The sequence below is a fragment of the Acinetobacter sp. genome (genome assembly GCF_045628685.1).
GTDB lineage: Bacteria > Pseudomonadota > Gammaproteobacteria > Pseudomonadales > Moraxellaceae > Acinetobacter.
Window position 1 is genome coordinate 1 of the sequence record NZ_JAZQPV010000138.1, and the last position, 15765, is coordinate 15765.

11 protein-coding genes are annotated in these 15765 nt (G+C 40.4%); 9 read left to right on the forward strand and 2 right to left on the reverse strand.

Translation table 11 applies throughout. From position 1 onward, the window contains the following. Positions 1 to 355: 355 nt before the first annotated feature. Together ACKI4H_RS18340 and gltA are read right to left on the reverse strand one after the other, a co-directional pair. Positions 356 to 829: a hypothetical protein gene (locus tag ACKI4H_RS18340; protein ID WP_407308387.1), complete on the reverse strand. Its 474-nt coding sequence runs from the start codon at positions 827 to 829 to the stop codon at positions 356 to 358. Between the two features lie 566 nt (positions 830 to 1395). Further along, positions 1396 to 2673 carry a citrate synthase gene (gltA, locus tag ACKI4H_RS18345; protein ID WP_407308349.1) on the reverse strand — a complete coding sequence of 426 codons (1278 nt, stop codon included), beginning with the start codon at positions 2671 to 2673 and terminating at the stop codon, positions 1396 to 1398. Between the two features lie 1021 nt (positions 2674 to 3694). Between gltA and sdhC the strand changes: the two genes are divergently transcribed. The 9 genes from sdhC (at position 3695) to sucD (ending at position 15659) form a co-directional block, all read left to right on the forward strand. Beyond that, the gene (gene sdhC / locus ACKI4H_RS18350; protein ID WP_407308351.1) at positions 3695 to 4093 is read left to right on the forward strand and encodes a succinate dehydrogenase, cytochrome b556 subunit; all 399 of its coding nucleotides are present in this window, start codon (positions 3695 to 3697) and stop codon (positions 4091 to 4093) included. Continuing rightward, positions 4093 to 4458, forward strand: a complete 366-nt coding sequence (sdhD, locus tag ACKI4H_RS18355; protein ID WP_407308353.1) for a succinate dehydrogenase, hydrophobic membrane anchor protein — start codon at positions 4093 to 4095, stop codon at positions 4456 to 4458. The genes sdhC and sdhD overlap by 1 nt, the downstream gene beginning before the upstream one ends. Before the next feature lie 12 nt (positions 4459 to 4470). Continuing rightward, entirely contained in the window at positions 4471 to 6306 is a 1836-nt protein-coding gene (gene sdhA, locus ACKI4H_RS18360) for a succinate dehydrogenase flavoprotein subunit (protein WP_131383038.1), read from the forward strand. Between the two features lie 14 nt (positions 6307 to 6320). Beyond that, a complete protein-coding gene (locus ACKI4H_RS18365; protein ID WP_131383037.1) occupies positions 6321 to 7031 on the forward strand; it encodes a succinate dehydrogenase iron-sulfur subunit in 711 nt (236 codons plus the stop codon). A gap of 835 nt (positions 7032 to 7866) precedes the next feature. Next, a complete protein-coding gene (locus ACKI4H_RS18370; protein ID WP_407308389.1) occupies positions 7867 to 10707 on the forward strand; it encodes a 2-oxoglutarate dehydrogenase E1 component in 2841 nt (946 codons plus the stop codon). Then, a complete protein-coding gene (gene odhB / locus ACKI4H_RS18375) occupies positions 10707 to 11924 on the forward strand; it encodes a 2-oxoglutarate dehydrogenase complex dihydrolipoyllysine-residue succinyltransferase (RefSeq protein WP_407308357.1) in 1218 nt (405 codons plus the stop codon). Before ACKI4H_RS18370 ends, odhB begins: the two co-directional genes overlap by 1 nt. Positions 11925 to 11981: 57 nt before the next feature. Next, entirely contained in the window at positions 11982 to 13415 is a 1434-nt protein-coding gene (lpdA, locus tag ACKI4H_RS18380) for a dihydrolipoyl dehydrogenase (protein ID WP_407308360.1), read from the forward strand. A gap of 173 nt (positions 13416 to 13588) precedes the next feature. Then, positions 13589 to 14755, forward strand: a complete 1167-nt coding sequence (gene sucC / locus ACKI4H_RS18385; RefSeq protein WP_407308362.1) for an ADP-forming succinate--CoA ligase subunit beta — start codon at positions 13589 to 13591, stop codon at positions 14753 to 14755. 13 nt (positions 14756 to 14768) lie between these two features. Continuing rightward, the gene (gene sucD, locus ACKI4H_RS18390; RefSeq protein WP_407308364.1) at positions 14769 to 15659 is read left to right on the forward strand and encodes a succinate--CoA ligase subunit alpha; all 891 of its coding nucleotides are present in this window, start codon (positions 14769 to 14771) and stop codon (positions 15657 to 15659) included. Positions 15660 to 15765: the final 106 nt, after the last annotated feature.

Here is a 15765-nt window from a genome sequence, read left to right on the forward strand (position 1 = left end):
ATCATGAAAGACCACATCAGGCTAACAAAGGAAAGCCACCTTTAATGGCTGCTTAACCTCTACTTTTAACTTCGGTTATTTATGGGAGGACTACCATATGTTTATTAGTCCAGTAGTCCTGGCTGGTGAAATTTTATTCAAAGTTTAATGCGTAGCCAGCATCATATATAAATATTAATTAAGCGACAATGACACCGTAAGCTCTAAAATTAGTGGCTTTTAATGAGTGAATTGGAATGGGTAAAGTTGAAAATGGGGGTATCTAATTAAACAAAATTATAGAACAGGAACTAAGAGAATGAGGAGGGGGTGAGGTTTTACGAGTTAAAATAAAATTTAAAAAAATAGAGATAAATCATTGTATATTTATCTGAGGATTCAAAATAATATTGGGAATTCTATTAAATAATATATCTCTAGCAATTTCTCCTTGTTGTTCAATGTTGTATGTATTAAATGGTTTATCTTTAATAAAATCATATTTATAAGGATTATATTTTTTAAAACTTAAAAAATATTTGGACTGTAAGAGAGCACCTTGTAAAAGTACATTAATGTGAGACTGATACTGATAAATATGAGTCATCTCATGGATGAACAAGCCTTGCATTGGTTTTGATTTTTTAGAAAAATCTTCACAAAAATTTTCATCATTCATAAAAAGGTTTCCATTGGGGGCCATATACATATTTATGGGTTGCCAAGGGAGGTATTTGATATTAAATATTTTAACTTCATTATAGTTGATTAGATCACCAAAAATTTGTCGTGAAAGATTAATTTCGCCACTTGTCAAATTTCGGTAACGAAAGTTGTAAATATCAAACATTAAATAAAGTTTGAACCATAAAAATAGTCTAAATTTTTGGATCATAGTATTTCAATTTTCAGTTAATAAAAAGATTTTATTCGCTCATTAAGGTCAGAGTAAATGTTTAGGAAAGAAAATTTATTTGATTGGTTAATTCAATATTGTATCTGTATTTAAAAAATTTCATGGTTCTGCATAAGTGATTATATTAATTATAAATTTTGATTTTTGAATTTGCGATAGGGTGTAACACTTTTACTAAACTCAGATTTAAGCTGATTAATTTTTCTCACTTTTAGAAAATATGTTTATATACATACAACTATTAAGAAGTTAACCGTATTTATTATTTGCTATAGATAATCCATATTTGTCAAGGTCGCTGCCTGGGAAGTGCAATTAAATTATTTGGTTTAAAGTGTTGGCTATATGAAGATAATGTTCTCTTTACAGTTTAAAACTGTAATTCTTTCATAGGTGTAAAATGACAAGATAGTGCGTCAGCATTAAAAATACTTTAATTTTTTTAACTATAAAAAACCGCCTAAAGAGGCGGTTTTTAAAATCATTAAATTCTTTAAGAATTAACGACCTTGGATGTCACGTTGAACTTCACCAGTGTAAAGTTGACGTGGACGACCGATTTTGTAAGGACCGCTATGCATTTCTAACCAGTGGCTAATCCAGCCCACTGTACGTGCAAGCGCGAAGATTACAGTAAACATTTCAGTCGGAATACCAATCGCTTTAAGAATGATACCTGAGTAGAAGTCTACGTTAGGATACAAGTTACGTTTGATGAAGTATTCGTCAGATAACGCAATACGTTCAAGTTCCATTGCAAGCGCAAGTTGTGGGTCGTTGATGCCAAGCGCAGCAAGAACTTCATCACAAGTTTCTTTCATTACTTTCGCGCGCGGATCGAAGTTTTTATAAACTCGGTGACCGAAGCCCATAAGTTTAACTTCTTTAGTTTTCACTTTTTCCATGAAACCAGCAACGTTTTCTACAGAGCCGATTTCATCAAGCATCTTAAGAACGGCTTCGTTCGCGCCACCGTGAGCAGGGCCCCAAAGTGCAGAAATACCCGCAGCGATACATGCGTAAGGGTTAGCACCAGTAGAACCCGCTAGACGTACTGTAGATGTAGACGCATTTTGTTCGTGATCAGCATGAAGCGTAAAGATACGGTCCATTGCTTTCGCAAGAATTGGATCAACTTTGTAATCACGGTCTGCAGGAGTAGCAAACATCATGTACAGGAAGTTTTCAGCGTAGCTTAAGTCGTTACGTGGGTAAACGAACGGTTGACCAACTGTGTATTTGTAGCTCCAAGCTGCAAGCGTAGGAACCTTAGCAATCAGGCGGATTGCTGTAATTTCACGGTGATCAACATTTTCGATATCTAGGTTGTTATGATAGAACGCAGAAAGCGCACCAACGACACCCACCATGATTGCCATCGGATGAGCATCACGACGGAAACCATTGAAGAAACGGCTAACTTGATCGTGAACCATGGTATGGTTACGCACTTTAGCGTCAAATTCTACTTTTTGTTCAGCTGTTGGAAGTTCGCCGTTTAACAATAAGTAGCAAGTTTCTAAATAGTCTGCTTTAGTTGCTAACTGGTCGATTGGGTAACCACGGTGTAAAAGAACACCTTTACCGCCATCGATGAATGTGATTTTAGATTCACATGCAGCTGTTGCCATAAAACCAGGATCAAAAGTAAAGTGACCTGAGGTCAACACATCTTTAACGTCGATTACATCTGGGCCCAATGTGCCGCTGTAAATTGGTAATTCAATTTCTTTGCCATCAAGCTGTAAAACGGCTTTTTTGCCAGTTGCTTCAGACATTCAATCGATCTCCTGTCCTGGTGAATGTTTTATCCGACTCGTAGTACTAATCTTTTAATGCGCGAATCAGATGGATCAAAAATTTGCTATAAGATTAGTGAGTACTGAAATTTTGTCAATTATACTTATGGATAAAAAATGACTTTTTCATAGAGATTTGGTCAAAAAATAATCCAAAAATAATGAAGAGAATCTCAGTACCGACACACTATAATAAGTCAAATTGTAGCTGAGGTGCAGAAAAAAATAACGCTACCGCTTTAATTGTAAGCAAGTTTTAATTCTTAAAAACTCTAGGTGGTTTGGATTTTGAAAATAACTTCTTTAACTAAACTATTATAATTCTCGCAACTTACCTGTATCGCTTAAAGGAAAGTGTGGCTTTCTTATTCATAATAAAAAGCGATTAGTTGTCGGTAAAAACACGTGCGTTTGTATAAAAAATAACTTATTTGATGTGGTTGAAGTCCTTATTTATTCATCGATTGTATGGTAAAAGATCATTTTTTTGACTATATAATGAGCTGAAAAAGGTAAGGGGGAGGAGTTATGCACAGACTAAGTGGTTATTTCGTTTCATGATGTTACCAATCTCTACTTCTATATAAATACCTCCTATTTATTTAAAAAATATAAAAGCAATTCGCACAATTACTTCTGCTTTAAAAGGATAATTAGCGATTATGAGGATTTGTTCATCTTTAGTCTAAATATATTGATTTAATTATTAAAGCAAAAAACGATCAATCAAATAGCATTTTAATTAATAAAAACCAATTATATAGCTTCTTTTTCTTATATGTATTTTGTCTACTTTGTTAACTTAATTCATGCTAATGATTCTTATTTAACGGTTTTTTGTAAAAAAGCCAAATGTGATTGTTTGTGTTTTAATAGTCGACGTTTTATAATTCCCTGTCGTTTTAAGTTTAGGTATTGCGGGATATTGCAAATACCTAACAATGCTAGCTTTCCTTCGAATTAATTCCAACAAACTCCGGATGGAGTTTTTACTTACAGGATGCCCGCTGTGAAAAGCAACAGACCTGTCAATTTGTCCATGGGTCAAGTTTTAGAAGTAAACTTAAAATCCCCTGTGGCTATTGCATCAATTCTACACCGTCTTTCTGGTGTCATCGTATTTTTACTCGTACCGGTACTTTTGTGGCTTTTAGACAAATCATTGTCTTCGGCTGAAGGTTTTGCTCAAGTTCAAGCAATCTTCGGTAGCTTCATTGTACGTTTCATCGTATGGGTATTTGTAGCCGGTTTAATATTCCACTTTATTACGGGTATTAAGCATTTACTTGCAGATATCGGCATTGCCGAAGAACTGCAAAGTGGTCGTATAGCAGCTACTATTTCATTGATCTTGTCTGCAATCGGTATTGTTGCAGCATTTGTATGGATTGTTCTCTAATGAAAAGTGCTACAGGTTTTACGGGTTCCGGTTCTCGCGATTGGTTTATCCAGCGTATAAGTGCTGTTGTATTGGCTGTTTATACTGTTGTGGTATTGGGTTGGATCCTCATTAATGGCGGATTTGGCTACGAACAATGGTTTGGCTTTATGATGACATTACCAATGAAGATTTTATCTTTGTTGGCGGTCTTATCTCTTGTCGCACACGCTTGGATCGGCATGTGGCAGGTATTCACTGACTATGTGACTACTCGTCAAATGGGTCCTTCAGCTTCAGGTTTACGCCTAGTGCTGACATCAGCAGTCATTATTGCTGTATTTGCATATGCAATCTGGGCAATCCAGATTTTTTGGGCGAATTGATAGGAAAATATCATGGGCGCGATAACCCCTAAAGAAGATTATACAAACATTCAACACCTCACTTTTGATGCAGTCATCGTTGGTGGTGGTGGTTCAGGTATGCGTGCTTCTTACCAACTTGCTCAAGCTGGTTTGAATGTTGCAGTGCTTACTAAAGTATTCCCAACACGTTCGCACACTGTTGCAGCGCAAGGTGGTATTGGTGCATCTCTTGGTAATATGCAAGAAGATAACTGGCACTACCACTTCTATGACACCGTAAAAGGTTCGGACTGGTTAGGTGACCAAGACGCAATCGAATTTATGTGTCGTGAAGCGCCTAAAGTTGTTTATGAGCTTGAACACATGGGTATGCCATTTGACCGTAATGCGGACGGTACAATTTACCAACGTCCATTCGGCGGTCACTCTGCAAACTATGGTGAGAAACCAGTTCCACGTGCATGTGCTGCTGCTGACCGTACAGGTCATGCATTGCTTCATACGCTTTATCAAAGCAATGTGAAAATGGGTACTCAATTTTTCGTAGAATGGATCGCGCTTGATCTAGTTCGTGCGGAAAATGGTGATGTGCTTGGTGTAACGGCAATTGACCAAGAAACTGGTAATATTGCGGTATTCCAAGCAAAAGCAACATTGTTTGCAACCGGTGGCGCTGGCCGTGTTTACCGTGCATCTACAAATGCTTATATCAATACTGGTGACGGTCTTGGTATGGCTGCTCGTTCTGGTATTCCATTGCAAGATATGGAATTCTGGCAGTTCCACCCTACAGGTGTAGCGGGCGCAGGCGTATTGTTGACTGAAGGTTGTCGTGGTGAAGGTGCAATCCTTCGCAACAAAGACGGCGAACCGTTCATGGAACGTTATGCACCGACTTTGAAAGACTTGGCGCCACGTGACTTCGTATCACGTTCTATGGACCAGGAAATCAAAGAAGGTCGTGGTTGTGGTCCTAAAGGTGATTATATCCTGCTTGATATGACACACCTGGGTGCTGACACCATCATGAAACGCCTACCATCAGTATTTGAAATTGGTAAGAAATTCGCGAACGTGGATATCACTAAAGAACCAATTCCTGTAGTGCCTACAATCCATTACCAAATGGGTGGTATTCCGACGAATATTCATGGTCAAGTGGTTACTCCAGTTCCAGGTACAGACAACTATACTCAACCAGTAAAAGGCTTCTATGCTATTGGTGAGTGTTCTTGCGTATCGGTACATGGTGCAAACCGTTTAGGTACCAACTCACTGCTTGACTTGGTGGTATTTGGTAAAGCTGCTGGTGAACACATCATTGACTACGTGACTAAACACCACGGTGATGAATATGTTGCGTTGCCTACAACTGTACTTGAAAACACCATGAAGCGTGTTCGTCACCTAGATGAAACCACTGAAGGTGAAAACGCTCAAGACGTTGCTGATGCAATTCGCGACATCGTTCAAGACCATGCTGGTGTATTCCGTACATCTGCACTTCTTGATGAAGGTGTAAAACAGATTCTTGCAATTGAGCCACGCGTTCGCAACATTCACTTGAAAGACAAATCTAAAGTCTTTAACACTGCACGTGTTGAAGCACTAGAAGTTGAAAACTTGTATGAAGTTGCTAAAGCGACCTTAATCTCGGCTGCTGCACGTAAAGAATGTCGTGGTGCACACACAGTTGTAGATTTCGAATTGCCAGCAGATCACCCAACTTATTCATACGGTCGTCGTGATGATGAGTGGATGAAACATACTTTATGGTATTCAGCAGACAACCATCTTGAATACAAACCGGTACGTTTCCAACCATTAACGGTTGATCCAATTCCACCTAAACCACGTACATTCTAATCAGGAGAATCCAGATGAGTAGAGGTATCCGTACATTCCATATCTACCGCTATGATCCTGACAAGGATAAAGCACCATACATGCAAACTTTTAAACTTGAGTTGACTGACAAGCACCGTATGTTGCTTGATGCTCTTCTTGCGTTGAAAGTACAAGATGAATCTTTAACGTTCCGTCGTTCCTGTCGTGAAGGTATTTGCGGTTCTGATGGTGTAAACATCAACGGTAAAAACGGTTTGGCTTGTTTGTGGAATCTTAACGATTTACCAAATGAAATCACTATCCGTCCTTTACCCGGTTTACCTGTGATTAAAGATTTGGTTGTAGACATGAATCAGTTCTACGATCAATTCCATAAAATCCAACCGTTCCTGATTAACAATCAGCCTGCGCCAGCGAAGGAGCGTTTACAGTCTCCTGAAGAGCGTGAGCACTTGAACGGTCTTTATGAGTGTATCCTTTGTGCATGTTGTTCAACAGCATGTCCTTCATTCTGGTGGAACCCGGATAAATTCTTGGGTCCTTCAGCGTTGTTGAATGCATACCGCTTCATTATTGACTCGCGTGATTCTGCAACTCAAGATCGTTTGGCTCGTCTTGACGACCCATTCAGTCTGTTTCGTTGTAAAGGCATCATGAACTGCGTATCAGTTTGTCCTAAAGGTTTGAATCCAACTAAAGCGATTGGTCACATTCGCAATATGTTGTTAGACCAAGCAGGTTAATCTATATCTATCAAAAAAAGCACGCCTTAGGGCGTGCTTTTTTTATGTTTTGAATATCAAAATAATTTATAGAATTATGTAAAAAATGTATGGGTTAGGTGAGTGAGAATATTTGCTGCTCGTGTCGATTTAAATCACTGAAATTGTTTAAAGCTGGCGATAAATTGCATTATGGTCTCGCTGAATTGTAGTTAAGTTGTTCGAATTGATAATTAAAGCCCTAATCTTAAGTTTCAATCTGCAAAGTTGAGATTAAAATGTTAATATATAGGCTAAATAAAGAGGGCCAGTTTAAAGATTGTGCTCTCTTTTGTTGTATTGGGAATGTTGGCTTGGGACTATGGTCTGCATTGAAACTATTTATTAAATACAGCACCATATGTTAGAGGAAAATGGAGAGGATGTATTTCGCTAATTTATGAGAGGTATGTGTCAAAAAAATCAATTGTAACCAGATATCATGTTACGATTTGATACATCATTATATTTAAAAAAAAGTACCTTATTAATGTACATTTTTTCAACATTTTTGAGTGTTTATAAGGTTTATAAATAGAGATGAATCGTTTTAGAAAAAATAGGTCGCGTAGTTATTTTTTCTAAGTCGATTTTGCAAAAAATTGCTCGGTTTCGGTCGAGTATTTAAATGAGTGATGATGCCAACGAGGGCGTTATGATTCATTATTCACATTGGGTTATTCCTGATGAAGTGATAACGCCTCATGGCTTATGCCTGCTGGGGACTAATGTCATGTTACCAATTTGACATTATTAATCATGGGTTCGCTTAAAAAGCATCCTGAAAATGTTTTTGCAATAGGAAATGGGTCCACAAATGCAAGAAGTTGCTGACGCACTGCGTCTTGACACTGAACTAAGCGCTGACAGTGCAGCGTATATTGAAGAACTTTATGAACATTATTTGACGTCACCAGACTCTGTTGGGGCTGACTGGCGCGAATATTTCGATAAATTCCCTAAAGGTGATCAACCACATAGCAATGTACGTGAGCAATTCCTTTTATTAGGTCGCAATTCAAGCCGCGTACAACCTGTTGTTCAAAGTTCTGTAAGTTCTGAGCATGAACGTCGTCAAATTGGCGTATTACAGTTGATTGCTGCGTATCGGAACCGTGGTCATCAAAAAGCAAAACTGGATCCATTAGGTTTGGCAAAACGTGAAGATGTGCCTGATCTTGATCTTGCTACACACGGTTTAACGAAATCTGATCTTGATACAGTATTCAATACAGGCAACCTTGCACTGGGTAAAACAGAAGCTACCCTGGGTGAAATGGTTGAAGTAATGGAAGCCGTTTATTGCGGTTCTATTGGTACTGAATACATGCACATCGTGGATACCAAAGAGAAACGTTGGATTCAACAACGTCTTGAAGGGGCAAAAGGTCAATTCAACTTTACTGCAGAACAGAAAAAACACGTTCTTGAGCGTTTAACTGCGGCTGAAGGCCTAGAAAAATTCCTCGGTAACAAATATGTTGGCGCTAAACGCTTCGGTGTTGAGGGCGGTGAATCATTTATCCCAATGGTCAACGAAATCATTCAACGTGCAGGTTCTGTCGGTTGTAAAGAAGTTGTGATTGGTATGCCACACCGTGGTCGTCTCAATCTTCTAGTCAACATCATGGGTAAAAACCCGGCAGATCTTTTTGGTGAATTTGAAGGTAAATCAATTCATAAAAAAGGTTCTGGTGACGTTAAATACCATCAAGGTTTCTCATCTAACGTCATGACTCCGGGTGGTGAAGTTCACTTGGCATTGGCGTTTAACCCATCACATTTGGAAATCGTAGGACCTGTAGTTGAAGGTTCTGTACGTGCTCGTCAAGTGCGCCGTAAAGATATTGGTGGTGATGATGTATTGCCAATTATTGTACATGGTGATGCAGCATTTGCAGGCCAAGGTGTAAACCAAGAAACCTTCCAAATGTCACAAACTCGTGGCTTTACAGTGGGTGGTACCGTTCATATCGTGGTAAATAACCAGGTGGGCTTTACAACATCTGATCCACGTGATGCGCGTTCTACCGAATACTGTACTGATATTGCGAAAATGATTCAGGCACCGGTATTCCATGTGAATGGCGATGATCCTGAAGCTGTGATTTTTGTGACTCAGTTGGCTCATGACTTCCGTCATACATTCCGTAAAGACGTTGTGATTGACATGTTCTGTTACCGTCGTCGTGGTCATAATGAAGCGGATGAGCCTGCTGCAACTCAGCCAATGATGTATCAGGTGATCACCAAGAAAGCCACAACGCGTACGCTTTATGCAGATCAACTGGTGAAAGAAGGTGTAGTTGACCGTGCAGCTGCGGATCAAATGGTTGAAAATTACCGTTCAGATCTTGAAGCCGGCAAACATGTTGCCAATGCATTGGTACTCGAACCAAATACCAAAATGTTTGTGGATTGGAAACCTTATTTAGGTCACGAGTATACAGATGTTTGGGATACCACTTTCCCAATCGAACGCTTGAAAGAACTTGGCGCGAAAATGCGCGAGCTTCCTGAAGGTTTTGTGATGCAACGTCAAGTTGCGAAAGTGATTGATGAACGCTTTAAAATGCAGACTGGTGAGATGCCGTTGAACTGGGGTGCGGCTGAAACTTTAGCCTATGCAACCTTGCTTGATGAAAGCTACATGGTTCGTATTACCGGTGAAGACGTGGGTCGTGGTACTTTCTCACATCGTCATGCGAAATTGCACAATCAGGTGGATGGTTCAACTTATATCCCACTTTGTCATATTAAAGAGAACCAGCCGCGTACTGCAATTTATGACTCACTCTTGTCTGAAATGGCGGTACTTGCATTTGAATATGGTTATGCAACTACAATTCCACATGGTTTAATTATTTGGGAAGCACAATTTGGTGACTTCGCGAACTGTGCACAGGTTGTTATCGACCAATTTATTGCTTCAGGTGAAACCAAATGGGAGCGTGTATGTGGTTTGACCATGTTGCTTCCACACGGTTATGAAGGTCAGGGTCCAGAACATTCATCTGCACGTTTAGAGCGTTTCTTGCAGTTATGTGCTGAAGACAATATGCAAGTAATCACACCGACAACACCTGCACAGATTTTCCATGCTCTACGTCGTCAAGCGGTTCGTCCAATTCGTAAACCATTGATTGTGACTTCACCGAAGTCGTTGCTTCGTCACAAACTTGCAACATCTACTTTAGAGGAGCTTGCTACTGGTACATTCCAGACTGTGATTGATGAAGTAGATCAAATCAACAAAGCTGACGTGACTCGTCTGGTACTTTGTGGTGGTAAGGTTTATTACGATTTACTTGAAAAACGCCGTGCAGAAAATCTAAACAACACTGCAATCGTTCGTATTGAACAATTGTATCCATACCCAGAACAACGTATTGCTGAAGTGCTTGCTTCTTATCCAAATCTAAAAGAAGTGGTTTGGACTCAAGAAGAGCCGAAAAACCAAGGTGCTTGGTTATTCATCGCCCCACGTCTATATGACGATGTGATGAAATCTGCTAAACAAGTCCGTATCAGTTACGCAGGCCGTCCAGCTTCTGCTGCGCCAGCTTGTGGTTCACCATATTTGCATGCAAAACAACAAGCTCAGCTAGTAAATGACGCATTGGCGATCGTAGCTGAACAATCAGGAGATTCTAAATAATGGCAACCGAAATTAAAGCACCGGTATTCCCAGAGTCAGTTGCAGACGGTACGATTGCAACTTGGCACAAACAACCAGGTGAAGCTGTATCACGTGATGAAGTGATCTGTGATATTGAAACTGATAAAGTTGTTTTAGAAGTTGTTGCTCCTGCTGACGGCACAATCGCTACCATCATTAAAGGTGAAGGCGAAACTGTTCTTTCTAATGAAGTGATTGCACAGTTTGAAGAAGGTGCTGTTTCTGGCGCTGCTCAAACTCAAGCAGTTCAGTCTGAAGAACAGGTTGAACAAGCTGCGTCTCAAACTGAAGCGGGTGCTGCCCCTGTTGTTGAACGTGCTCAACCTGTTGCTGACCAAGCGCCTGCTGTACGTAAAGCATTAACTGAAACTGGTATTTCGGCTGCTGATGTTGCCGGTACGGGTCGCGGTGGCCGTATTACTAAAGAAGATGTTGCAAGTCATCAAGCTAAACCAGCGGCTCCTGCTGCTGCGCCATTAAGCGTGGCGATTGGCGAACGTATTGAAAAACGTGTTCCAATGACTCGTTTACGTAAACGTGTTGCTGAACGTCTTCTTGCTGCTACACAAAGCACTGCAATGTTGACGACGTTTAACGAAGTAAACATGAAACCAATCATGGAAATGCGTGCTCAATACAAAGATGCATTCGAGAAGCGTCATGGTGCGCGTCTTGGCTTTATGTCATTCTTCGTTAAAGCGGCAACTGAAGCACTTAAACGCTACCCGGCGGTAAATGCTTCAATTGATGGCGATGACATCGTGTATCACGGTTATTATGACATCGGTGTTGCTGTATCTTCTGAACGTGGTTTAGTCGTTCCTGTACTTCGTGATACAGACCGCATGAACTATGCTGAAGTTGAAAATGGCATTCGTGGTTTTGCTGCTAAAGCACGTGATGGTAAACTGGGTATTGAAGACATGACTGGTGGTACATTCACCATTACTAATGGTGGTACTTTCGGTTCATTGTTATCTACACCTATCTTGAATACGCCACAAACTGCAATCTTGGGTATGCACAAAATCCAGGAACGTCCTATGGCTGTAAATGGTCAAGTTGAAATTTTACCAATGATGTACTTGGCACTTTCTTATGACCACCGTTTAATCGATGGTAAAGAAGCTGTAGGTTTTCTTGTAGCAATTAAAGAATTGTTAGAAGAACCAGCTCGTCTTATCCTTGATCTTTAATAAAGAATAAATCCATGGGCTTAGGGCGATCCTCTAAGCCCATTTTTGGAGATAAAAATGTCTCAACAATTTGACTTAGTTGTAATTGGCGGTGGACCAGGTGGCTATGAAGCGGCGATTCGTGCTGCTCAACTTGGTTATAAAGTTGCGTGTATCGAAAAACGTATTCATAAAGGCAAACCATCTTTAGGTGGTACTTGCCTAAATGTAGGCTGTATCCCTTCTAAAGCTTTACTTGATTCTTCACACCGTTACGAAGATACCGTTCAGCACTTAGATGACCATGGTATTACTACGGGTGAAGTTAAATTTGATCTTGCTAAAATGCTTGGTCGTAAAGACAAAGTGGTAGATCAGTTGACCGGCGGTATTGCTCAGTTGTTTAAAGGCAATGGCATTGAATGGTTACAAGGTACGGGTAAATTACTGGCGGGTAAAAAAGTTGAATTCACGCCATTTGAAGGTGAAGTTCAAGTTTTAGAGCCTCAATATGTAATTCTAGCAACAGGTTCTGTCCCTATAAGTATTCCTGTAGCTCCTGTAGATCAAGACTTAATCGTTGATTCTACGGGTGCACTTGAATTCCAAGAAGTGCCTAAGCGTTTAGGTGTGATTGGTGCTGGTGTGATCGGTCTTGAACTCGGTTCAGTATGGCGCCGTTTGGGTGCAGAAGTTGTTGTATTTGAAGCAATGGATGTATTCTTGCCTATGGCTGATAAAGCTTTGGCAAAAGATTTTCAAAAGCAGTTAACTAAGCAAGGTATGGATATCCGTATCGGTGCAAAAGTTGCAGGCACTGAAATCAACGGTCGTGAAGTGACGGTTAAATATAACCAAGCTGGCGAAGACAAAACTGAAACTTTTGACAAGTTGATCGTTTGTGTCGGTCGTCGTGCATATGCTGAAGGTTTGTTGGCTGATGATTCAGGCATTAAATTGACTGAGCGTGGTTTGGTTGAGGTGAACGATTGGTGTGCAACTTCTGTTGAGGGTGTATACGCAATTGGTGACTTGGTTCGTGGTCCAATGCTTGCACATAAAGCTATGGAAGAAGGCGTAATGGCTGTTGAACGTATTCACGGTCATGCGGCTCAAGTGAATTACGACACAATCATCTCAGTCATCTATACACACCCAGAAGCGGCGTGGGTAGGTTTAACAGAAGAGCAAGCCAAAGAAAAAGGCCATGAAGTTAAAGCTGGTCAATTCAGTTTTGCTGTAAATGGCCGAGCACTTGCTGCTGGTGAAGGCGCTGGTTTTGTTAAGTTTGTTGCTGATGCGAAAACGGACCGTTTACTTGGTATGCACGTAATTGGGCCAGCTGCGTCTGATATTGTTCACCAAGGTATGATCGCGCTTGAGTTTGTATCTTCAGTTGAGGATCTTCAGTTGATGACATTTGCTCATCCAACCTTCTCCGAAGTGGTTCATGAAGCTGCATTGGCAGTGGATGGACGAGCGATTCACGCGATTCAGCGTAAGCGTAAGTAATTCGAAAAAAGAGCGGCTTAGGTCGCTCTTTTTGTATTTGATGGTTGTTTTTGAGTGAATAATCATCTAAAAATAAAGATAAGAAAGATTTTAAAAAATGCCAATACTGCTTTGATGGATGTCTGGGTATTGGTGGACCATAACAAACCGAAGAAGTAATAAAAGGTTATCCGATGAATTTACATGAATATCAAGCAAAAGCGTTATTAAAAAAATATGGTATGCCTGTTCAAGAGGGTGTACTTGCAACCAATGCAGCAGAAGCTGTAGCAGCATTTGAGCAACTCGGTGGTAAATTTGCCGTGATGAAAGCTCAAGTTCATGCTGGGGGGCGTGGTAAAGCAGGCGGGGTGAAAGTCGTAAAATCGAACGATGAAGCTGCTGACTATGCCAACCAAATTATTGGTACCCGCCTTGTAACCTATCAAACTGATGCTAACGGTCAGCCGGTAAATAGTGTTCTGGTCTGTGAAGATGTTTATCCGGTTGAGCGTGAATTGTATCTTGGTGCAGTGGTTGACCGCTCTAGCCGTCGTGTCACTTTTATGGCGTCCACAGAAGGGGGCGTTGAAATTGAAAAAGTGGCAGAAGAAACGCCCGAAAAAATTATTAAAGTTGAAGTCGATCCTCTGGTGGGGTTAATGCCATTTCAGGCCCGTGAAGTGGCATTTGCACTCAAACTTAAAGATGGACAAATCAACCAATTTGTCAAAATTATGACAGCCGCTTATCAAGCCTTCATTGAAAATGATTTTGCACTTTTTGAAATCAATCCACTTTCAGTTCGAGAAAATGGCAATATCTTGTGTGTGGATGCCAAAATCAGTATTGATTCAAATGCACTGTATCGTTTACCTGAAATTGCAGCAATGCGGGATAAGTCTCAGGAAAATGAGCGTGAACTCAAAGCCTCTGAATTTGATCTGAACTACGTAGCACTTGAAGGCAACATTGGCTGTATGGTCAATGGTGCGGGTCTTGCCATGGCTACCATGGATATCATTAAATTGTATGGTGGTCAGCCTGCAAACTTCCTTGATGTGGGCGGTGGTGCAACCAAAGAACGTGTGATCGAGGCGTTTAAAATCATTCTTGCAGATACATCAGTGCAAGGCGTATTAATTAATATTTTTGGTGGAATTGTACGATGTGACATGATTGCAGAAGCAATTATTGCAGCAGTTCAGGAAGTGCATGTCACTGTACCGGTGGTTGTTCGCCTAGAAGGCAACAATTCAGAGTTAGGGGCTAAATTACTTGATGAATCAGGTTTAAAATTAATATCTGCGAATGGCCTAGCTGATGCCGCAGAAAAAATTGTTGCTGCAGTGAAAGCGTAAGGGAGTATCAATCATGAGCGTATTAGTAAATAAAGACACCACCGTGTTGGTACAAGGTTTTACCGGTAAAAATGGAACCTTCCATTCAGAACAATCGATTGCTTATGGAACTAAAGTGGTCGGTGGGGTAACACCCGGGAAAGGGGGGCAAACACATTTGAACCTTCCAGTTTTTAATACCATGAAAGAAGCAGTAAAAGAAACAGGCGCAACAGCGACTTCAATCTATGTACCTGCACCATTTGTATTGGATTCAATTATTGAGTCGATTGATGCTGGACTTGAACTGATTGTGGTGATTACCGAAGGTGTACCTACCTTAGATATGTTAAAAGCGAAACGTTATTTAGAAACCTATGGCAATAATGCACGTCTCATCGGTCCAAACTGTCCAGGGATTATTACGCCAGGCGAATGTAAAATTGGCATTATGCCGGGACATATTCATCAGCCGGGTAAAATTGGCATTATCTCGCGTTCAGGAACTTTGACTTATGAAGCGGTAGCGCAAACCACTAAGCTCGGTTTAGGTCAGTCGACTTGTATCGGAATTGGAGGAGACCCAATTCCCGGTATGAACCAAATTGACTGTTTAAAGCTATTCCAAGAAGATCCGCAAACTGAAGCCATTATTATGATTGGTGAAATTGGTGGTACTGCAGAAGAAGAGGCGGCGGAATATATTCAGTCCAATGTAACCAAGCCTGTTGTAGGTTATATTGCAGGTGTTACTGCCCCGAAAGGAAAACGCATGGGACATGCAGGTGCAATTATCTCAGGCGGTAAAGGTACAGCGGAAGAAAAATTTGCTGCTTTTAAACGTGCAGGAGTGGCATATACCCGTAGTCCAGCAGAATTGGGTTCGACTATGCTTCAAGTGCTGAAAGATAAAGGTTTAGCTTAATTTTTAGCAAAATAAAAAGCTCTCATTTGAGAGCTTTTTATTCGATTAAATTTTTAAAATGATAAAAATAAATAATAATCACTTTAAACTTAAATTGTGCAATGAT

Coding starts and splice junctions, on each gene's coding strand:
- ACKI4H_RS18340 (WP_407308387.1), bottom strand. CDS start 829: ATGTTTGATATTTACAACTTTCGTTACCGAAATTTGACAAGTGGCGAA.
- gltA (WP_407308349.1), bottom strand. CDS start 2,673: ATGTCTGAAGCAACTGGCAAAAAAGCCGTTTTACAGCTTGATGGCAAA.
- sdhC (WP_407308351.1), top strand. CDS start 3,695: ATGCCCGCTGTGAAAAGCAACAGACCTGTCAATTTGTCCATGGGTCAA.
- sdhD (WP_407308353.1), top strand. CDS start 4,093: ATGAAAAGTGCTACAGGTTTTACGGGTTCCGGTTCTCGCGATTGGTTT.
- sdhA (WP_131383038.1), top strand. CDS start 4,471: ATGGGCGCGATAACCCCTAAAGAAGATTATACAAACATTCAACACCTC.
- ACKI4H_RS18365 (WP_131383037.1), top strand. CDS start 6,321: ATGAGTAGAGGTATCCGTACATTCCATATCTACCGCTATGATCCTGAC.
- ACKI4H_RS18370 (WP_407308389.1), top strand. CDS start 7,867: ATGCAAGAAGTTGCTGACGCACTGCGTCTTGACACTGAACTAAGCGCT.
- odhB (WP_407308357.1), top strand. CDS start 10,707: ATGGCAACCGAAATTAAAGCACCGGTATTCCCAGAGTCAGTTGCAGAC.
- lpdA (WP_407308360.1), top strand. CDS start 11,982: ATGTCTCAACAATTTGACTTAGTTGTAATTGGCGGTGGACCAGGTGGC.
- sucC (WP_407308362.1), top strand. CDS start 13,589: ATGAATTTACATGAATATCAAGCAAAAGCGTTATTAAAAAAATATGGT.
- sucD (WP_407308364.1), top strand. CDS start 14,769: ATGAGCGTATTAGTAAATAAAGACACCACCGTGTTGGTACAAGGTTTT.